Origin of the sequence: Nocardia jiangsuensis (assembly GCF_042650385.1) — a bacterium.
In the GTDB taxonomy this organism is placed as follows: domain Bacteria; phylum Actinomycetota; class Actinomycetes; order Mycobacteriales; family Mycobacteriaceae; genus Nocardia; species Nocardia jiangsuensis.
Genome location: NZ_JBHSAX010000019.1, coordinates 64603 through 83930, shown reverse-complemented (window position 1 = coordinate 83930; position 19328 = coordinate 64603). Strand labels below are relative to the sequence as shown.

19 protein-coding genes are annotated in these 19328 nt (G+C 72.4%); 11 read left to right on the top strand and 8 right to left on the bottom strand.

Annotation, left to right across the window (positions count from 1 at the left end):
- Positions 1 to 61 precede the first annotated feature (61 nt).
- Positions 62 to 709: a TetR/AcrR family transcriptional regulator gene (locus ACFO0B_RS23255; protein ID WP_378614684.1), complete on the top strand. Its 648-nt coding sequence runs from the start codon at positions 62 to 64 to the stop codon at positions 707 to 709.
- The gene (locus tag ACFO0B_RS23250) at positions 706 to 2382 is read left to right on the top strand and encodes an FAD-binding dehydrogenase (RefSeq protein ID WP_378614683.1); all 1677 of its coding nucleotides are present in this window, start codon (positions 706 to 708) and stop codon (positions 2380 to 2382) included. The genes ACFO0B_RS23255 and ACFO0B_RS23250 overlap by 4 nt, the downstream gene beginning before the upstream one ends.
- Before the next feature lie 9 nt (positions 2383 to 2391).
- Here the strand turns inward: ACFO0B_RS23250 and ACFO0B_RS23245 are convergent, their stop codons facing one another.
- From ACFO0B_RS23245 to ACFO0B_RS23230, 4 genes are all read right to left on the bottom strand, one after another.
- Positions 2392 to 3204, bottom strand: a complete 813-nt coding sequence (locus tag ACFO0B_RS23245) for an IclR family transcriptional regulator (RefSeq protein ID WP_378614682.1) — start codon at positions 3202 to 3204, stop codon at positions 2392 to 2394.
- 130 nt (positions 3205 to 3334) lie between these two features.
- Positions 3335 to 3595: a three-helix bundle dimerization domain-containing protein gene (locus ACFO0B_RS23240; RefSeq protein ID WP_378614681.1), complete on the bottom strand. Its 261-nt coding sequence runs from the start codon at positions 3593 to 3595 to the stop codon at positions 3335 to 3337.
- A gap of 140 nt (positions 3596 to 3735) precedes the next feature.
- The gene (locus ACFO0B_RS23235; RefSeq protein ID WP_378614680.1) at positions 3736 to 4803 is read right to left on the bottom strand and encodes an NAD(P)H-dependent amine dehydrogenase family protein; all 1068 of its coding nucleotides are present in this window, start codon (positions 4801 to 4803) and stop codon (positions 3736 to 3738) included.
- Between the two features lies 1 nt (position 4804).
- Positions 4805 to 5596, bottom strand: a complete 792-nt coding sequence (locus tag ACFO0B_RS23230; protein WP_378614679.1) for an SDR family oxidoreductase — start codon at positions 5594 to 5596, stop codon at positions 4805 to 4807.
- Positions 5597 to 5708: 112 nt separating this feature from the next.
- Between ACFO0B_RS23230 and ACFO0B_RS23225 the strand changes: the two genes are divergently transcribed.
- The 6 genes from ACFO0B_RS23225 (at position 5709) to idi (ending at position 13581) form a co-directional block, all read left to right on the top strand.
- Complete coding sequence (locus ACFO0B_RS23225; protein ID WP_378614678.1) at positions 5709 to 6569, top strand: helix-turn-helix domain-containing protein; 861 nt, start codon at positions 5709 to 5711, stop codon at positions 6567 to 6569.
- A gap of 345 nt (positions 6570 to 6914) precedes the next feature.
- Positions 6915 to 8315 (top strand): family 2B encapsulin nanocompartment shell protein, encoded by a 1401-nt coding sequence (locus tag ACFO0B_RS23220; protein WP_378614677.1) that lies wholly within the window; start codon positions 6915 to 6917, stop codon positions 8313 to 8315.
- Between the two features lie 4 nt (positions 8316 to 8319).
- Positions 8320 to 10593 carry a terpene synthase family protein gene (locus tag ACFO0B_RS23215; protein ID WP_378614676.1) on the top strand — a complete coding sequence of 758 codons (2274 nt, stop codon included), beginning with the start codon at positions 8320 to 8322 and terminating at the stop codon, positions 10591 to 10593.
- Positions 10590 to 11969, top strand: coding sequence for a family 2B encapsulin nanocompartment shell protein (locus ACFO0B_RS23210; protein WP_378614675.1), 1380 nt, complete (start codon positions 10590 to 10592; stop codon positions 11967 to 11969). Before ACFO0B_RS23215 ends, ACFO0B_RS23210 begins: the two co-directional genes overlap by 4 nt.
- A gap of 35 nt (positions 11970 to 12004) precedes the next feature.
- A complete protein-coding gene (locus tag ACFO0B_RS23205; RefSeq protein WP_378614674.1) occupies positions 12005 to 13036 on the top strand; it encodes a polyprenyl synthetase family protein in 1032 nt (343 codons plus the stop codon).
- Entirely contained in the window at positions 13030 to 13581 is a 552-nt protein-coding gene (gene idi, locus ACFO0B_RS23200; protein WP_378614673.1) for an isopentenyl-diphosphate Delta-isomerase, read from the top strand. The genes ACFO0B_RS23205 and idi overlap by 7 nt, the downstream gene beginning before the upstream one ends.
- Here the strand turns inward: idi and ACFO0B_RS23195 are convergent, their stop codons facing one another.
- Positions 13582 to 13947, bottom strand: a complete 366-nt coding sequence (locus ACFO0B_RS23195) for a hypothetical protein (protein WP_378614672.1) — start codon at positions 13945 to 13947, stop codon at positions 13582 to 13584. It abuts the gene before it with no gap.
- Between the two features lie 81 nt (positions 13948 to 14028).
- On the opposite strand from ACFO0B_RS23195, the gene ACFO0B_RS23190 reads away from it, so the two are divergent.
- The 3 genes from ACFO0B_RS23190 (at position 14029) to ACFO0B_RS23180 (ending at position 16096) form a co-directional block, all read left to right on the top strand.
- Positions 14029 to 14664 (top strand): maleylpyruvate isomerase family mycothiol-dependent enzyme, encoded by a 636-nt coding sequence (locus tag ACFO0B_RS23190; protein WP_378614671.1) that lies wholly within the window; start codon positions 14029 to 14031, stop codon positions 14662 to 14664.
- A gap of 164 nt (positions 14665 to 14828) precedes the next feature.
- Positions 14829 to 15350, top strand: a complete 522-nt coding sequence (locus ACFO0B_RS23185; RefSeq protein ID WP_378614670.1) for a DinB family protein — start codon at positions 14829 to 14831, stop codon at positions 15348 to 15350.
- 74 nt (positions 15351 to 15424) lie between these two features.
- Positions 15425 to 16096 carry a PaaI family thioesterase gene (locus ACFO0B_RS23180; RefSeq protein ID WP_378614669.1) on the top strand — a complete coding sequence of 224 codons (672 nt, stop codon included), beginning with the start codon at positions 15425 to 15427 and terminating at the stop codon, positions 16094 to 16096.
- A gap of 3 nt (positions 16097 to 16099) precedes the next feature.
- On the opposite strand, the gene ACFO0B_RS23175 is transcribed toward ACFO0B_RS23180, so the two are convergent.
- From ACFO0B_RS23175 to ACFO0B_RS23165, 3 genes are read right to left on the bottom strand one after another with little or no spacing between them, the layout of a single operon-like run.
- Positions 16100 to 17266: a sulfotransferase family protein gene (locus ACFO0B_RS23175; RefSeq protein WP_378614668.1), complete on the bottom strand. Its 1167-nt coding sequence runs from the start codon at positions 17264 to 17266 to the stop codon at positions 16100 to 16102.
- A gap of 10 nt (positions 17267 to 17276) precedes the next feature.
- Entirely contained in the window at positions 17277 to 18116 is an 840-nt protein-coding gene (locus ACFO0B_RS23170) for an SDR family oxidoreductase (protein ID WP_378614667.1), read from the bottom strand.
- Entirely contained in the window at positions 18113 to 19273 is a 1161-nt protein-coding gene (locus ACFO0B_RS23165) for a hypothetical protein (protein ID WP_378614665.1), read from the bottom strand. Before ACFO0B_RS23165 ends, ACFO0B_RS23170 begins: the two co-directional genes overlap by 4 nt.
- Positions 19274 to 19328: the final 55 nt, after the last annotated feature.

Below are 19328 nucleotides of genomic sequence, written 5' to 3'. Positions count from 1 at the left end.
ACCGAACCGCTCTCGATACAGAGACGTATCTGATACCTTCGTGTATCGAGAGTGAGGGGCGATGATGCCTGCGGTCGGCGGCAAGCGGGTCACGCGGCGGCGCGAGGAGACGCGCGCCCGGCTGCTCGCCGCCGCCTACGAGGTCTTCGCCGAGGACGGGTTCGGCCGCGCCACCGTCGAGAGGGTCTGCGAGCGCGCCGGGTTCACCCGCGGCGCCTTCTACTCCAATTTCACCTCACTGGACGAGCTCTTCCTCGCCATGTGGGAGCAGCGCTCGGCCGCCATGGTCGCCGGGGTGGCCGCCGCCCTCGACGAGCTCGCCGCGGGCGCGGAGCCCGGCCTCACCGCCATGGTCGCCCGCTTCGAGCAGGCCGTCCCGGTCGAGGAGGCCTGGTACCGGATCACCGCCGAGTTCACCACGCACGCCCTGCGCAACCCCGCGCTGCGCCGGGTCACCGCCGCGCGCGAGGAGGCCATCGTCGCCGCGCTGATGCCGACCGTCGTCGCCGCGCTGGCCCGCACCGGCCGCGTCGTCCCCGACCCGGCCGCGCTCGGCCGCGCGCTGGTCGCGGTGCACGACGGCACCAGCCTGCAGATCGTGCTCGCCCCCGACGATCCCGCGGTGCGGCGCGAGCGCACCGAACTCTTCCGGCGGGTGGTGCTCGCCTACAGCACACCCCGCCGGACCACCACGGAAGGAAATCCATGACATCGATCGGTAGCGACCCCGAGGTGATCGTCGTCGGAGCGGGGCTGGCCGGCCTCGTCGCCACCTACGAACTCACCAGGGCCGGGCACCGGGTGCGCGTGCTCGACCAGGAGAACCGGGCCAACCTGGGCGGGCAGGCGTTCTGGTCGCTCGGCGGGCTGTTCCTGGTCGACACCCCCGAGCAGCGCAGGCTCGGCATCGAGGATTCCTACGAGCTGGCGCTGCAGGACTGGTACGGCTCGGCCGGGTTCGACCGGGCGGACGAGGACCACTGGGCGCGGCGCTGGGCCGAGGCCTACGTGCGCTTCGCCGCCACCGAGAAGCGCGAGTACCTGCGCGAACTCGGGCTGCGGGTGACCCCGCTGGTCGGCTGGGCCGAGCGCGGCGGCGCGCTCGCCGACGGCCACGGCAACTCGGTGCCGCGCTTCCACCTCACCTGGGGCACCGGCCCCGAGGTGGTCCGGGTCTTCCTGGAGCCGGTGCTCGAGGCCGAGCGGCGCGGGCTGGTGACCTTCGAGTTCCGGCACCGGGTGGACGAGCTGCTGGTCGCCGACGGCGCGGTCACCGGGGTGCGCGGCAGCGTGCTCGAGCCCAGCGGGCTGGAGCGCGGGCAGGCCAGCTCGCGCGAGGTCACCGGCGAGTTCGAGTTCAGCGGGAAGGCGGTGGTGGTGACCTCCGGCGGGATCGGGCACAACCACGAGCTGATCCGGCGCAACTGGCCCACCGAGCGGCTCGGGAAGTGCCCGGAGACGCTGATCTCCGGCGTTCCCGCGCACGTGGACGGCCGGATGCTCGGCATCTCCGAGGCCGCGGGCGGGCGGATCGTGAACCGCGACCGCATGTGGCACTACACCGAGGGCATCGTCAACTGGGATCCGATCTGGCCGGACCACGCCATCCGGATCATCCCCGGCCCCTCCTCGCTCTGGTTCGACGCCGACGGCAAGCGGCTCCCCGCCCCCTGCTTCCCCGGCTTCGACACCAACAGCACGATGAAGGCGATCCTGGCCGGCGGTCACGACTACTCGTGGTTCGTGCTCACCCAGTCGATCATCGAGAAGGAGTTCGCGCTGTCGGGCTCCGAGCAGAACCCCGACGTCACCGGCAAGGACCTCACGCTGGTGCTGAAGAGCCGGGTGGCCAAGGGCGCACCCGGCCCGGTGGAGGCGTTCAAGAAGCACGGCGTCGACTTCGTGGTCGCCGACACGCTGCCCGCGCTGGTCGACGGCATGAACGCCATCGCCCGCGGCCCGAAGCTCGACCACGACGAACTGGAGCGCCAGATCGTCGCCAGGGACCGCGAGATCACCAACAAGTTCACCAAGGACGCCCAGGTCATGGCGATCCACAACGCCCGCAACTTCTTCGGTGACAAGGCGGGGCGGGTGGCCAAGCCGCACCGCATCCTGGACCCGGAGGCGGGGCCGCTGATCGCGGTCCGGCTGAACATCCTGACCCGCAAGACGCTCGGCGGGCTGCAGACCGATCTGGATTCCCGGGTCATCGGCCCGGACGGCGGGCCGCTGCCGGGGCTCTGGGCCGCGGGCGAGGTCGCCGGGTTCGGCGGCGGCGGGGTGCACGGGTACAACGCGCTGGAGGGCACGTTCCTCGGCGGCTGCATCTTCTCCGGCCGGTCGGCCGGGCGGGCGATCGCCGCGGAGCTGTCGCGCTGAGCCGGTAGGTCAGTGCCTGCCGGGGGGCTGCGGGCGCAGTGAGCGCCCGCACTCCTGGGCCACCTCGACCAGCAGCCCGGCGAGCCGGGCGGTGTCGAGCGCGGGCAGTTCGACGCCTGCCCGGACGGAGAGCGAGAGCGCGGCGACCACCGAGCCGGGGGTGCGCACCGGCACCGCGACGCAGGTGACGCCGGTGAAGGACTCCTCGCTGTCCACCGCGACGCACTGCCTGCCGCGGATGCGGGAGAGTTCGCGATTCAGCTCGACCCGGTCGCAGATGGTGCGCGGGGTGAGCCGGGGCAGCGGCTCGCGCGCCGCGGCGACGATGCCGCGCTCCTGGGCGGCCAGCATGGCCTTGCCGAGCGCGGTGCTGTGCGCGGGCATGCGGCCGCCGAGCCGGGTGGGCAGCGTCGGGCAGGAGCGGCCGACCTTGTCCAGGTAGAGCACCTCGCGGCCGTCGAGGACACCGAGGTGGCCGACCATGTCGGCGCGGTACGCGAGATCGTGCAGCAGCGGGCTGACCGCCTCGCGCACCTCGTTGTGGTCGGCGGCGAGGCCGCCCAGCTCCAGGGTGCGCGAGCCGAGCCGGTAGCCGCCCGGAGCGTGCGCCAGCCAGCGCAGCTTGATCATCTGGTCCAGGATGCGGTGCACCGTCGAACGCGGCAGCCCGGTGCGTTCGCACAGCTCGACCAGGGTGAGCGCGGGCGAGGCGGCGTCGAAGGCCTCCAGGATCAGCGTCATCCGCTCGATCATCGACACCGGTGCGGTGGCGGGGCAGCGGCCGATCGGCCTGGTCGCGTGGGGTGGCGCGTCGACCGTCATCACACATCCTCCAAAGACTGGCGGCCCCAGCTTAGGGGGATTCCCGTTGTGCACACACCATTCCGAGCGGTTCTCCCGTGTGACGTGTCACAGCGTTCGGTGCGGCGACCGGGCAGCTACCCCGCGCGGATCAGGATTCCGCGCGCTCGTTCTCCGCCGCGTCCTGCAGCTGCTCGCGGGTGTTGCGCTCGGCGAGCAGCGGCAGGAAGGTCTCGACGGTGGCGCCCTCGGCGACCTCCTCGTAGGAGTCGTGCAGGGCGCGCTCGATGGTGGTCTCGTCGGCGACGTCGCCGTACTCCTGCTCCAGGCGCCGCGCGGCGGCCCGCAGCGCGAGGTCGGGGTCGAGGGCGGGGTCGTGCTGCGGGGGCGGGGCGATGTGCTCGTCGCTCATCGGAGACTCCTCGGTGTGCGGGTTCGGCACGGCACGGGTCCCCCGTGCCGTTCGTCCGATTACCCGGCGGGTCAGGTGCGACACCGCGCCCCGGGTGAACACCCGGCACCGCTCCGGTTAACAGCGGTGCCGGGCGAGGGTCAGCGCGTGGCGGGCGCGGTGATGAGCGGGATATCGAGCGCGGTCAGGATGCCGGGACCCGCGGCGACCACGGCAGGCACCGCGTTCACGATCCGCATGGCGGTGCCGACCAGGGTGGCGTAGTTGTGGTCGCCGTTGCGGCTGGAGGCGACCAGGTCCAGCGCGTACGACGGCTCGCCGGTGATCCGCACCTGGTAGCAGCCCTCGGGGTGGGTTGGCTGCGGCCACTCCGGACACAGGTCCCGGCGCAGCCGGGTGACGTGCTCCAGCACCGTGACCACGCGGTCTCCCGCCATGCCGCGCACCTCGAACCGCAGCGCCGCCGCGCTGCCTGCCGCGATGTGCCCGGTCGCGATGTCGAACGGCTCCGGCGCGGGCGCGCGCTCGTAGGTCTCGGTGACGGCGTCCAGCTCGACCCCGATCCCCGCGGCGAGCTGCCGCACCACGCTCCCCCAGGCCAGCGAAAGGACACCGGGCTGCAGCAGCATCGGCGTCTCGTCCAGCGGCCTGCCGAACCCCATGATGTCGACCATGACCGCGCGGTTGTCGTAGCTGGCGTAGTCGACGATCTCCAGGCAGCGCACCTGCTCGACGGAGAGGCAGGTGCCGGTGAGCGCCAGCGGCAGCAGGTCGTTGGCGAAGCCGGGGTCGATGCCGTTGACCCACAGGGTGGCCCCGCCCGCCGCGGCGGCCTCCTCGATCGGGCGGAGCAGGTCGTCCGGCAGGACGCCGTACGGGTACTGGAAGAAGACCGGCGCGCAGGCCACGACGTCGACCCCGGCGCGCAGGATCGCCGCCAGCTCCTGCACCGCCTCGAACAGGCGGTTGTCGGTCATGGCGCAGTAGACGACGCAGTCCGGCTCCGCCGCGAGCAGCGCGGCGGTGTCGGTGGTGGCGGCGACGCCGGACGGGTCGGGCAGCCCGGCCAGGGTGGCGGCGTCCACCCCGGCCTTGGCGTCGGAGCTGACCCGCACGCCGACGAGGTCGAGGCCGGGGTTGGCGATGATGCCGGCCAGGGCGTGCCGCCCCACGTTGCCGGTGCCGAAGAGCGCTACGCGAAGTGTCATGTCAGAGATCCGCAATCGGGAGTGCGAGGTTGGGGGTGATCAGCCCGCCGTCGGCCTCCAGCACCTTGCCGGTGAGGTAGGCGCCCGCGGGCGAGGCCAGGTAGACGGCGGCGGCGGCGATGTCCTCCGGGGTGCCGAGCCGGCGCAGCGGGGTGTGCTTCTCGATCTCGCCGCGCATGCCCGGGTCGTTCGCCACGAACTCCAGCGCCGAGGTGTGGATGGCGCCGGGGGCGATGGCGTTCACCCGGATGCGCGGGTTCAGGTCGAGCGCGGCCAGCCGGGTGTAGTGCGCGAGCGCGGCCTTGGCGGTGCCGTAGGCGGCGAAGGCGCGGCCGGGCAGCCTGCCCATGGTGGAGGTGATGTTGATGATCGCGCCCTCGCCCGCGCTCTCCAGGATGTGCGGGACGGCCGCGCGGGTGAGCGCGTGCGCGGTGCCGACATTGAACTCGAAGGCCGCGGTCAGCGCCTTCGGCGTGAGGTCGAGCAGCGGGGTGGGCGGGGCGCCGCCGACATTGTTGACCACGATGTCGAGCCGGTCGAAGCGGGCCACGGCGGCGTCCGCCAGACCGGCGACCGCGTCCAGGTCGCGCAGGTCGGCCGGGACGACGTGCGCCTGCCTGCCCCGCGCGCTGACCCGCTCGGCCACCTCGTGCAGCTGGTCGGAGGTGCGCGCCGAGATGAGCACGTCCGCGCCCGCCTCGGCGAAGGCGATCGCGATGGCGGCGCCCAGCCCGCGGCCCGCACCGGTGACGACGGCGACCTTGCCGTCGAGCCGGAATCTGTCGAGAATCATGATCCTCCCATACCGTCGAATATTCGACGATCTAGCGACTAATATTCGTCATGGTACGAACCAGTGCGCGCGGATCACAAGGTTTCGCGCGGAATCCGGTCTGGAGGTCGCCGTGGATCGCTCGCCCTCACCCCCGACCCGGCGGGTGCTGGACGTGCTCACGCTGCTCGCCGACGCGGCCGAGGCGCTGCCGGTGGCGGCGGTGGCGGACCGGCTCGGGCTGGCCCGCGCCACGGTCACCGCCATCCTGGCCGAGCTGGACGCGGCGGGCTGGGCGCAGCGCGACGCCGAGCGGCGCTACCGGCTCGGCCCCGCCCCAGCCGCGCTGCTCGGCGCCGCCCCCGACACCGGCGTCGCCGAGGCGCTGGCGGCGCTGGTGGCGCGCACCGGCGCGGGCGCGACGCTCTCCCGGGTGGACAGCGACGGCATCACCGTGCTCGCGGTGCGGCACGGGCCGGACCGGGACATCGCGGGCGTCCCGCTCGGGCACCGCATTCCGATCCGCTTCCCGGTCGGCGCGGCGGTGCTGCCCTGGCGGCCGAAGGCCGAGCTGCGGCGCTGGCTGGCCACCGCGCCGGACGCCGAGCGCGCGGCCGCCCTGCCGGAGCTGGTGCGGGCGCGCGGGGTCGCGGTGTTCGGGCCGCGCGCCGAGGACGCGAACACCGTCGAGCTGCTCGCCGACCTGCTCACCGCGCTCGGGCCGGAGATGCTGGAGCCGCGGTTGCGCACCCGCACCCTGCGCGGGCTGAGCGAGCTCACCGGAAGGCCCTACACCGCCGCCGATCTGGACTCGGCCGACCCGCTCCCGGTCAGCTACCTGGCCGCGCCGGTCTTCGCCGGGGACACCGCCACGCACGAGGTGCAGCTGGGGCCGCTGCGCTCGGCCGTCACCAGGGCCGAGCGGGACGCCTACGTGGCGGCGACAATCGCTGCCGCACAGCGGATCAGCGCCGCGCTCGGCAGCGCGCACTGAGCGCGAAACAGCGGGATATCGTGCGACACAGCGGTTCGCGCCGTCCCGTCGCCCGTGTCGCGCGGGATCGGTCGTCCCCCGGACTGTTTCCGCGCCGCTGAGCCGCGCCGCGGCTTCCCCGCGCCGGTACCGACAAGATCATCGGTCTGGAAATCAGCGGAAAGCTGTTCCCCATCAACAATTTTCGGCACTGGCGGCGCCCGGCCGATCTCAGCTACCATTGCGAGCGCACCATTCAATAACCGGGGGATTGCTGCTCTAGCCCTCCGTTTTCGCTCGGACGCCATCTGCTGACGCACGCACACCGCGAAACGAGAAGAGCTCATGACTGAACTGGCTGAACCTGTGTCCGGAATCGATGAGGCTCCGCAGCTGAGCCTCAGTACCGACGCCGCGCGGAATCTCGCGACCACCACCAAGTCCACTCCGCAAATGCAGGGCATCACCTCCCGGTGGCTGCTGCGGTTGCTGCCGTGGGTGCAGGCCGACGGCGGCGTGTACCGGGTCAACCGGCGGCTCACCTACACCCTGGGCGACGGGCTGATCACCGTCTTCACCACCGCGGGCGCGACGAAGGTGCTCGCGCCCGAGCTGCGCGAGCTGCGCTACCTGCGCGATTTCGGCGATGAGGCGGCGCTGCAGGCGCTCGCCGACCGGTTCGTCGAACGCCGGTACGAGGCAGGCGAAGTCATCGCCGAGGCCGGGCGCCCGGCGGCCGAGCTGGTGGTGCTCGCGCACGGCAAGGCCGACAAGCGCGGCACCGGCCGGTACGGCGAGGAGACCAGCCTGGAGGTGCTCACCAGCGGCCGCTTCTTCGGCGAGCAGCTGCTCGCCGCGGACACCACGCCCACCGACTTCACGGTCAGGGCCGTCACCCCGTGCACCGTGCTCACGCTCACCGAGCGCGCGCTGGCCGAGGCGGGCGACCGCATCGAGGCGCTGCGCGAGCACGTGCGCGACGCGCGGCTGGCGGAGACCAGCCGCAACGGCTTCGCCAATCCGCACGGCGAGGCCTCGATCGACCTGATCTCGGCGCACCAGGGCGAGCCCCGGCTGCCCGGTACCTTCGTCGACTACGAATTGTCCCCGCGCGAGTACGAATTGAGCGTCGCGCAGACCGTGCTGCGGGTGCACAGCCGGGTCGCCGACCTCTACAACAAGCCGATGGACCAGATCGAGCAGCAGCTGCGGCTGACCGTCGAGGCGCTGCGCGAGCGCCAGGAGGACGAGACCGTCAACAACCGCGAGTTCGGGCTGCTGCACAATGCCGCCCCGCAGCAGCGGATCAGCACCCGCTCCGGCCCGCCGACCCCGGACGACCTGGACGAGCTGCTGGCCCTGGTCTGGAAGGAGCCGAGCTTCCTGCTCGCCCACCCGAAGGCCATCGCGGCGTTCGGTGCCGAGTGCAGCAAGCGCGGCATCTACCCGGCGACCACCGAGCTGAACGGGCACAAGGTGCCGTCCTGGCGCGGGGTCCCGCTGCTGCCGTGCAACAAGCTCGGGGTCTCGGCGACCCGCACCACCTCGATCATGCTGCTGCGCACCGGCGAAGCGGCGCAGGGCGTGATCGGGCTGCGGCAGACCGGGATCCCGGACGAGTACGAGCCGGGGCTGAACGTGCGCTTCATGGGCGTCGACGACCGGGCCATCATCTCCTACCTGGTCAGCACCTACTACTCGGCGGCGATCCTGGTGCCGGACGCGCTCGGCATCCTCGACGACGTGCAGCTCGGCGCCGAAAGCTGAGCCGGTGCAGCCCTTCGCACTGCCGGATTTCTACACCGCCCATCCGGCACGGCTGAACCCGCACGTGGAGACCGCGCGCACGCACACCAAGCACTGGGCCTACGAGATGGGCATGCTCGGTGATTCGGTGGGCGGCGCGGTGGTGTGGGACGAGGCGAGCTTCGACGGCATGGACTACGCGGGGCTGTGCGCGTACACCCACCCGGAGGCCGACGCGGCGACCCTGGACACCGTCACCGATTGGTACACCTGGGTCTTCTACTTCGACGACCACTTCCTCGAGCGGTTCAAGCGCACCGGCGATCTGGAGGGCGCACGGGCCTACCTGGACCGGCTGGCCGGCTTCATGCCCGCCGACGGCGCCGCCGCGCCGGAGCCGACCAACCCCGACGAGCGGGGGCTGGGCGATCTGTGGGCGCGCACGGTGCCCGCGATGTCGATCGGCTGGCGCGAGCGGTTCGCGCAGAGCACCAGGAATCTGCTGCTCGACTGCGTGTGGGAGCTGCGCAACATCAACACCGCGCGGGTGCCGAACCCGATCGACTACATCGAGATGCGGCGCAAGGTCGGCGGCGCGCCGTGGTCGGCGGATCTGGTGGAGTACGCGCGCGGCACCGAGATCCCGCCCGCGCTGGTCGGCACCAGGGCGCTGCGGGTGCTGAAGGACACCTTCGCCGACGCGGTGCACCTGCGCAACGACATCTTCTCCTACCAGCGCGAGACCGAGCAGGAGGGCGAGGTGAACAACGGGGTCCTGGTGCTGGAGCGGTTCTTCGGCTGTTCGCCGCAGCAGGCCGCCGATATCGTCAACGACCAGCTGACCTCCCGGATGCACCAGTTCGAGAACACGGTGCTGACCGAGCTGCCGGTGCTCTTCGAGGAGCACGCGCTGGACGCGGCGCAGCGCGCGGCGGCGCTGTCGTACGCGCAGGGGTTGCAGGACTGGCAGTCCGGCGGGCACGAGTGGCACCTGCGCTCCAACCGCTACATGAACGCCGGTGCGCGCGCTGTGCCGCTGGGGCCGAGCGGAATCGGCACCGAGCTGTCCCGGCCCGGGTTCTGGCGCGGGCTGGCGGGCCCCGGCGGCGCGCGCAGCCACACCCCGGTTCCGTTCCGGAGTACCGGCCCGCTGCCGCTGCCCGAGTTCGACGTTCCCTTCGATCTCGGGCTGAGCCCGCACCTCGGTACCGCGCGGGCGGAGAGCGTGGAGTGGGCCGAGCGGGTCGGGTTCCACGATCCGCTGCCCGAGTTCGGCGGCAGGCGGCTCTGGACGCGGGCCGACACCGTCGGCTTCGATTTCGCGCTCTGCTCGGCGGGGCTCGACCCGGACGCCGGGCCCGACGCGCTGACGCTGTCGGCGGAGTGGCTCACCTGGGGTACCTGGGGTGACGACTACTTCCCGGTCGCCTTCCCGGCCTCGGGCTCGGTGGGATCGTTGGCGGCGGCCAAGGCCTGCGCCGCCCGGCTGGCGGAGTTCACGCCGCTCGCGCTCGATGCCATGCCCGAGCCGGGCACCCCGCTGGAGCGCGGCCTGGCCGAGCTGTGGCCGCGCACCGCGGGGCCGATGCCCGCTGCGGCCCGAGCGACCTTCCGCGCGGCCGTGCACTCGATGGTCGAGAGCTGGCTGTGGGAGCTGGCCAACCACATCCAGCACCGGGTGCCCGACCCGGTCGACTACCTGGAGATGCGGCGCCGCACCTTCGGCTCGGATCTCACCATCGCGCTCTCCAAGCTCGCGCGCGGCGGCACCGTGCCGGACGCGGTGTTCGAGTCCACCACCATGCGGGGCATCGAGCACGCCGCGCAGGACTACGGCTGCCTCATCAACGACCTGTTCTCCTACCAGAAGGAGATCGAGTACGAGGGCGAGCTGCACAATGCCGTGCTGGTGGTCGAGACCTTCTTCGGCTGCGGGCGGGAGCGGGCCGCCGCCGTGGTCGACGATCTGATGCGGGCCAGGATGCGCCAGTTCCAGCGGCTCGTCGCCGAGGAGCTGCCGGTGCTGTTCGAGCACCACCGGCTCGACAGCGCGGCCCGCGCCGCGGTCACCGGCTACATCGGCGAGCTGCGCGACTGGATCGCGGGCATCCTGCACTGGCACCGCGGCACCAGCCGGTACCGGCCGGAGAACCTGCGCCACCCGGTCGGGCACGCACCGGCGGGCGGCGCCCCGGCGGCGCCGGCCGGGGCACCGCGCGGGCTCGGCACCTCGGCGGCGCGGATCGCCGCCCGCCCGCGCTCCGGGTATCGGACCATCGAGGGAAGGACCGCTTCGTGACCACTCCCGACACCACCCGCGCGGCGCCGACCGCGCTGCACCCGGCCGCGGCGAGGGCGCTGGCGACAACGACCAAGTCGGTGCCGCAGATGCAGGGCAGCACGCCGCGCTGGCTGCTGCGCATGCTGCCCTGGGTGGAGGTGGACAGCGGCACCTACCGGGTGAACCGGCGGCTCACCTACACCGTCGGCGACGGCCGGATCACCTGCACCGCCGCCGCCGGTGAGTACCGCCTGGTGCCCGCGGAGCTGCAGGAGGTCAGGGCGCTGCGCGGGCTCGACGACGACGCGCTCCGGCAGCTCGCGACGGCGTTCCGGCAGCGCGAGTACCAGCCGGGCGAGACGCTCTGCGAGTTCGGCAACGAGCTCGACGCGGTGCACGTGATCGCGCACGGCCGGGTCACCGTCGACGTCCCGGACGCCTACGGCGCGCGGGTCCGGCTGGAGGTGATCGACGCGGGCGCCCACATCGGCGCCGAGCTGCTGGCCGGGGCGCGGCCGATCTGGGAGTTCACCGCCACCGCCGAGACGGCGTGCACCGTGCTCTCGCTCCCGCGCGCCCGGTTCGATCCGCTCCGCACCGAAATCCCCGGCCTGGCAGGCCATCTGGCCGGCTTCCGGGAGGCGGCCGGTACCGACAGGTTCGGCCAGGCGGCCATCGATCTCAGCGCGGGCCACGACGGCGAGCCCGCCATCCCCGGCACCTACGTCGACTACGAACCGCGGCCGCGGGAGTACGCGCTCAGCGTGGCGCAGCTGCGGCTCCGGGTGCACACCCGCGTCACCGACCTCTACAACGAGCCGATGGACCAGCTGGAGCAGCAGCTGCGGCTCTCGCTGGAAGCGCTGCGGGAGCGGCAGGAGCGCGATCTGCTGACCCACCCCGACTACGGGCTGCTGCACAATGTGGACCCGTCCCAGCGGGTGGTCCCGGCCACCGGCCCGCCGACCCCGGCCGATCTCGACCGGCTGCTCGCCCGCCGCCGCAAGACCGCCTTCTTCCTCGCGCACCCCCTGGTCATCGCCCAGTTCGGCCGGGAGTGCACCGCGCGCGGCATCTACCCGCACCCGGTCGAGGTAGAGGGCAGGCGGGTGCAGGCCTGGCGCGACATCCCGTTCCTGCCCTCGGACAAGATCCCGATCACGGCGGCGCGCACGAGCACCGTGCTCGCCATGCGGATCGGCGAGCGCGACGACGGGGTGATCGGGCTCAGGCAGACCGGGCTCCCGGACGAGTACCGGCCGGGCATCTCGGTGCGCTTCGGCGGCATCGACGACCACGCCGTCGCCTCGTACCTGATCAGCGCCAACCATGCCGCGGCGGTGCTGGTGCCGGACGCGCTCGGCGCGCTCACCGATGTGCAACTGAGTCTCTGACATTCCATCCCTGCGAACCGATCAGGACACCGCTCATGACCCGGGAAATCGCCAAGGATCACCACACCGACGTACTCGCCAACGGCCGTGCGGCGTGTGCGGCCACCCTGCACGCCGCCGTCGACGCCATGCCGCCCACGATCCGCCACATCGCCGGCTACCACTTCGGGTGGTGGGACCGGGACGGGCGGCCCGAGCAACACACCGGCGGCAAGGCGCTGCGGCCCGCCTTCGTGCTGGCGGCCACCACCGTGACCGGCGGCGAGATCGCGAACGCGCTGCCCGCCGCCGCCGCAGTGGAACTCGTGCACAACTTCTCGCTGCTGCACGACGACGTCATGGACCGCGACACCACCCGCAGGCACCGGCCCACCGCGTGGACCGTCTTCGGCATCGGGCCCGCGATCCTGGCAGGCGACGCGCTCGCCGGCCAGGCCTTCGCGCTGCTCGCCGGGACCGCGGACGCCAGGGCCGCCGCCGCGGCCGAGCTGCTGAACCACGCGGTGCTCGAGCTCGTCGAAGGGCAGTGCGCCGACCTGAGTTTCGAGGGCCGCCGCGACGTCACCGTCGCCGAGTGCCTGGCGATGACCGATCGGAAGACCGGCGCGCTCTTCGGCTGCGCGGCCGAGCTCGGCGGGCTCTTCGGTGCCGCCGGACCGGGTGAGCGGCTGCGGCTGCGCGAGATCGGCAGGCTCGTCGGCCGGGCCTTCCAGCACGTCGACGACCTGCTCGGGATCTGGGGCGACGCGCACAGCACCGGCAAATCGGTCTACTCCGATCTGCGCAGCCGGAAGAAATCGCTGCCGGTGGTCTTCGCGCTCGCCGCCGGGACGGCCGAGGCAACCGCGCTCGCCACGCTCTACCACCGGGACGAGCCGCTCGACGACGCCGAGCTGCGCACGGCGGCGGAGCTCGTCGAGGCCGCGGGCGGGCGGGACTGGAGCCGGAGCCAGGCCGCCGAGCTGTGCGAGCGGGCGCGGACGATGATCGCGAAGCTGAGCAGCGATCCGGCGGCCGGTGCGGATCTGGACGCACTCGCCGCGCTCGCCGCGGACCGGACATGGTGAACGACGACGCGCCGACCGGCCGGGAGGCGCTGCCGATCGAGCTGGTCGACGCGGCCGGGGCGGCGGTCGGCACCTGCTCGGTGGCGCGGGCGCACCGCTCCCCCGGCATGCTGCACCGCGCCTTCTCGGTGCTGCTCTTCGACGCCTCCGGGCGGGTGCTGCTCCAGCAGCGGGCAGCGGTGAAGACCCGGTTCCCGCTGCGCTGGGCCAACACCTGCTGCGGGCACCCGGCGCCGGGGCAGCCGGTGACCGAGGCCGCTGCCATCCGGCTCCGCGAGGAGCTCGGCCTCGCCGCCGCGCTCGGCGAGGCCGGTGCCTTCACCTACCGGGCCGCCGACCCGCGCACCGGGCGGGTCGAGTTCGAGTACGACCACGTGGTCGTCGGCCCGCACGCGGGCGACGAACCGCACCCGGACCCGGCGGAGGTCGCCGACTACGCCTGGGTCGAGCCGGGGCAGCTCGAGCGCGACCTGCGGGAACACCCGGAGCGGTACGCGCCGTGGCTGGGCGGGGTGCTCGGGCTCGCCCTCGTGGCATCCCGCTGATCAGTCGTCCCGGTCGAGCCGGGCGACCTCGGCGTCGAACCGGGCCAGCGCGTCGTCCATGACGTCGAGCGCGGACTCGAAGCCGCCGAGGCCGTCCAGCATGCCGGTGAGTTCGTCGCGGAGCGCGCGCATCTCGGCGACGGCCGGGTCGATCCGCGACCAGGCGACGGTGCGGTGCCACCACGCCTCCCCGTCCAGCCAGGACACCAGGACGTCGCGGACCAGCACGGCGTCCGCGGTGAAGAGCTGGTAGCGGTCGCCGCCGGCGCCGTGCTCGAGCTCGTACATCCCGTCAGGCAGCCGCCGGGCCAGGATGTGGTCGGCGCCGCGGCGGATCTCCAGCAGCGGTGCGCGGTTCTCGGACACGAACCCGAGTGTCGCAGATACCGATGACTCCGGCGGCCGGGCACCGTCTCCACTCTGCAGAGCGACCCTGAAGGGAGACGTATGTCCGACACCGAGGTGCGCGCCGCCATCGCGGCCGAGCGCACCGAGCTCGCCGAGGTCTTCGCCGGGCTCGACGCCGCGGCGTGGGAGGCGCCGACGCTGTGCGCCGGCTGGCGGCCGCGCGAGGTACTGGCGCACATGACGATGGCCTACCGCCTCTCGCTGCCGCGCTTCGCGCTGGACATGGTGAAGGCGCGCGGGAACTTCAACCGGATGTCCGATCGCCGGGCGCGCGCCGATGCCGCCGCGCTGACGCCGGAGGAGCTGGTGGCGAGCCTGCGCGACAACGCAGACCACCCCTGGAAGCCGCCGGGCAGCGGATACGAGGCCACGCTGGCGCACGAGGTGATCCACGGCATGGACATCACGGTCGCGCTCGGCCTGCCGCGCCGGGTCCCGGTCGACCGGGTCGCGGTCGTGCTCGCCGACACCGAGGTGGAGCAGGTGCGGTACTTCGGCACCGACCTGTCCGGGGTCGAGCTCCGCGCCGACGACCTGGACTGGAGCCTGGCGGGCGATGCCCCGGAGTCCGTCGTCACCGGCGCCGCCCAGGACCTGTTGCTCGTGCTCTGCGGGCGCAAGCTCCCCGCCGGGCGGCTCGCCGGGGAGCAGGCTGCCCGGTACGAGGCCCGGTAGCCGCGGCGAGCTCCGCTCGCGAGGCGTCGGGCGGAGCGCACAGTCCGCGCTCGGTCGTGCGAGGTGCGGTACCCGCGCGCAGCGTGCGGGTCCGGCGCCGGGTGCGCGGCGCCGCGGCGTGACATCGTTCGCGGAGCGATCGCGCCCGCACTACCGTCACCGGCGTGACATGGACAGCACCGGCCGTCGAGCGCGACCCCGTCCCGCCGACCGGCACCGAGGCGGCGCAGCTGCGCGCGCGGCTCGCGCACCAGCGCGCCACCCTGCTCGACCGCTGCGCCGGACTCGACGGCGAGCAACTCGCCCGCCGGGCGATCCCACCCTCAACCCTGTCCCTGCTCGGGCTGGTCCGGCACCTGTCCGAGGTCGAGCGCGGCTGGCTCCGCGCAACTGCCGCGGCCGCGGATCTCGGCTACCTCTACTGCGCCACGGACAACCCGGACGGCGATTTCGACGACGCCCGCCCGGCGGACGCCGCCACCGATTTCGCGACCTACCACCGGGAGACGACGGCGGCCGACGCGGCGGTCGGACAGCTCGCCCTCGACCACGAGGGCCGCCACCCGATCACCGGAACGGCGTACTCGCTGCGCTGGATCTACCTGCACCTGATCGAGGAGTACGCCCGGCACAACGGCCACGCCGACCTGCTCCGCCAGTGCGTCGACGGCCGTACCGGCAGCTGAGCGGAGTGTGCCGCTGCTCACCTCCACCGTTCCCGCCCGCGAAGCGACCATCCGGTTACCGATACCGTGAGGGGATGAACGAACAGCGGCTCGACCCGGCGCTGCCGAGCGCCGACCACCACGAAGGCGGCTTCCGGCCGATGGTCGAGCTGATCGAGGCGAACGCGGCGGCGGACGCGGCCAAGCGCGGCGGCGAACTCTACGGCGACTTCATCGAACAGGTCCGGCTGCTCATGGACCGGGCCCGCATGGCCGACCCCGGCGACGAACTCTCCCAGCACATCATCACCCAGCTGACCAAGCTGAACGACGAACTGGCCGGTGCTGCGGTGGACGAGTGGTCGCTGCCCAACTGGACCCGCAACGACCTGCCCTCCCGCGGCAACCTGACGCTGCCGCCCTACCAGATCGACGCTGCCGACGCGACCGGCGTGCACGGCCGCATCGTCTTCCGCGCCTTCCACCTCGGCGGCAACGCGGCCGCGCACGGCGGCCACATCGCGCTCGGCTTCGACGACCTGCTCGGCATGGCCGCCGCGCTCACCTCCGGCGCGATCACCCGCACCGCCTCGCTCACCGTCGACTACCGCGCCATCACCCCGCTCGACCGCGAACTGAAGCTGCACGCGTGGACCGAGCGGCAGGAGGGCCGCAAGGTCTACGTCCGCGGCACGCTGCACGACGGCGACCGCCTCTGCGCCGAGGCACACGGCCTCTTCATCGTCCTGAAGCCGGGCCAGCAGTAACCGCTATCCGGGGAAGTGCGCGGCGCGGTACTCCGCGAAACGCTCGTCGACCTGCTCGGTGGTGAGCCCGTAGTCGTCCAGCGTGTACCGGTGCTGCGGCCGGGCCGCGCCGGAGGTGCTCCGGTTGTGCAGCGCGGTCATCTTCTGCTCGGCGGCCGGGGTCAGGTCGATGCCGAAGTGCCGGTAGATGCCGCGCACGGCGGCGATCGGGTCGGCGACGAAGTCGTCGTAGCGGACATCGATGAACTGGCCCCGGTCGTACTTCGCCCGATCGGCGCGGAAGGTGTCGGCGCCGCGCGCCCACAGCTCGAGCTGGGTGCTGCCGACCACGTCGCCGCGGAACTTCTCCGACCACCCCTCGCTGGCCTTCTCGTTCAAGCTGCACACCGAGGCGATGATGGTGCTCGGCTCGCGGTGCAGCTGCACCACCAGCGCGTCCGGGTAGACGGCGAAGAGGGCGTCGAGGGCGAAGAGGTGGCTGGGGTTCTTGAGCACCCAGCGCTGCTCGGCATTGGGTAACCCGATGAGCTGCAAGTTCTTCTTGTGCCGCCGATAGGCCGGGGTCCAGTCCTGACCGCGCAGCCAGTCGGAGTAGGTGGGCAGGTAGGCGAGGCACTCGTAGGAGATCGACATGGCGGACTGCCGCAGCAGCTGCCAGCACTCCTCGACCTGGTCGGCCGAGATGTGGTGCACGCCCATGAATTCGGGATGCTCCACGTGATGTTTCTCGTACCCGGCCGCGATGCCCTGGTACACCGGGTTGGCCGCCCAGGTCTCGCGCGGCGGGCGCGGCTGCGGCATCTCGGTGAGCCACATCTCCAGCCCCTGGTGCATGGGGTCGGCGGTGAGCAGCCGGTGCACCGCCGTGGTGCCGGAGCGCGGCAGCCCGGTGACGAAGATCGGGCGCTCGATCGGCACCCGCGCGTGCTCGGGGTACTTCTGCCAAGCGCTCTCGCTCAGCGCCCTGGCGATCAGCCCGCCGCGCAGCAGCGCCCGGTTGATCTTGTTCCCCCACGGGGTCAGCTCGGCGTCGGCGGCATACGACTCCAGCAGCACCTCCAGCCCCGCCCGGTAGTCGTCGGCGCCGAAATCCTCGAGACCGATCACCTTGGTCGCCGAGGCGTGCAGGTCGTCGATCGTGCCGATCTCGGCACGGCCCATCGTGGTCATGGCAGTGCTCCTAGTGGTGGAATTCGCCGGCGTTGACGTCGAGACAGGCGCCGGTGACGATGCGGGAGAGCGGGGAGGCGAAGAAGAGCACCGCGTCGGCGATCTCGTCCGGCTCCGGCAGTTTGCGCAGGTCGGTGGTTTCGGCGGTCTCCGCGTAGACCTCCTCGTGGGTGATCCCGCGCTCCTCGGCCTGGTAGTCGAAGTACCACTTCAGGTTGCCCGCGTAGATGTAGCCGGGGGCGACCGAGTTCACCCGGATGCCCTGCGGGCCGAGCTCGGTGGCCAGGCTCTGTGCCAGCGCCAGCAGGCTGGCCTTGGCCATCTTGTACGGGCCGAAGGTGCGCCTGGAGTGCCGCAGCACCGCCGAGTTGATCATCACGACCGAGCCCCTCGCCTCGGCCAGCGCGGGCACGAAGAGCCGGGTCAGCCGCAGCGCGGCCAGCACGTTGGTCTCGAAGCCGGCGCGGACGCCGTCCAGCTCGACGGTGACGAGGTCGGTGATCGGCGGGATCGCGAAGGCATTGTTCACCAGCGCGTCCACCCGGCCGAGTTCGTCCACCGTCCTGCGCACCAGGTTCTCGGCGGCGGCCTCGTCGGTGATGTCGGTGGGAACCACCAGGGCCTTCCGGCCGATCTCGCGCACCTCGGCGGCGACCTTGTCCAGCCGCTTCTCGGTGCGCGAGGCGAGCACGACGTCGGCGCCTGCCCGCGCCGCCCGGACGGCGATCGAGCGGCCGAGCCCGGGGCCGATCCCGGAGACCACCACGACCTTGCCGGTCAGCAGCCCGGCGCCGCCGAGCGCGGCGTCGGCGGCCGCGTCGTGGCCGGTTCCGATACGCGTGTCGCTCATCCCAGCATCCGATCCGCGTGCGTGCGCTGGCGGAAGGCGATCCGTTCGCGCCACTGCTCGGGCGTCACCCTGGCCTCGTCGTAGTAGGGCAGCTTCTCCGGGAGTTCGTCGAACGAGACGAGTTGCACCTCGGGACCATCCTCCGGTTTCAGGTCGCGGGCCAGCCGCTGCCAGCGGAACTGCAGGTAGCCGCGGTCGTGGCCGGTGCGCTCGACCCAGTTGGCCAGCCCGGGGTCGCGCTCGCTGACGACGAGCCGGATCTTTCCGTCCGGGTCCACCCGGGACTGGTCGGCGTTCAGGCTGGTCTGGTGGTTGATGTAGTCCAGCGAGAGGTACCAGATGGTGCCGAGCTGGAAGCCCTGGTACGGGGCATCCGACTTCGGCACGGTCAGGATGAGCACCTGGTCGTCGGTGAGGTCGTAGTGGCCGACCGAGGAGAACTGGGTGGAGAGCCCGCCGGGGGTGCGGCGCGGCTCGGTCATGGTGTTGACCGGCAGGTTCAGATAGAACCACTCCGGGAAGGCGAGGAAGGTGCGCAGCCGGGAGGTGAGGTTCCTGGCCGCCACCCGGTACCGCTTGGCGAGCAGGTCGCGGGTGAGCGCGGGCGGCGCATCGCCGACGGTGTCCACCCGCTCGATCCGGATGGTGCCGGGCCGCTCGGACCAGTCGCCGTAGACCTCGCGCACCGCGAGCATGGACGAGTCCGCGGCGAGCTGCACGTAGCCGGGCCGGGCCGGGCCCGGGCCGAAGCGGATCCGGTAGCTGCCGTCCGGCGCGATATCCAGTTCGCGGTCGTCGAAGGCGGTCAGGCTGTCCGGCACCTCGGCGGGGGTGTAATTGCCGTTGAGCACCTGGAAGCTCAGGTCGCGGGTGGTGCCGCGGACCCCGGTGACCAAGTACTCCGCGTTCGGGCGGAGGAAGGCGTGGAAGTAGAGGGTGTCCGGGTTGTCCAGCCCCATCTTGGTGTAGGGGCCGGTGGACCTGGCGAAGAACGGGAAGTCGCGGTCGTAGGCCCAGGCCAGCTGGAGCGCGGCGCGAATGCTGCCGCCGAGATAGTCGAACCCCTCGACGAGGTCCTGTTCGGTCTTCACCTGCGCGGCCGAGGTGATGATCTCCTCCGCCTCGGCGATCGCCTCCGCGAACGGCTTGCTGAGCACGTAGCCTCCCGGTCGTGTTCCATATATGTACCGGCGTGGTACATTTCGTCTGTTC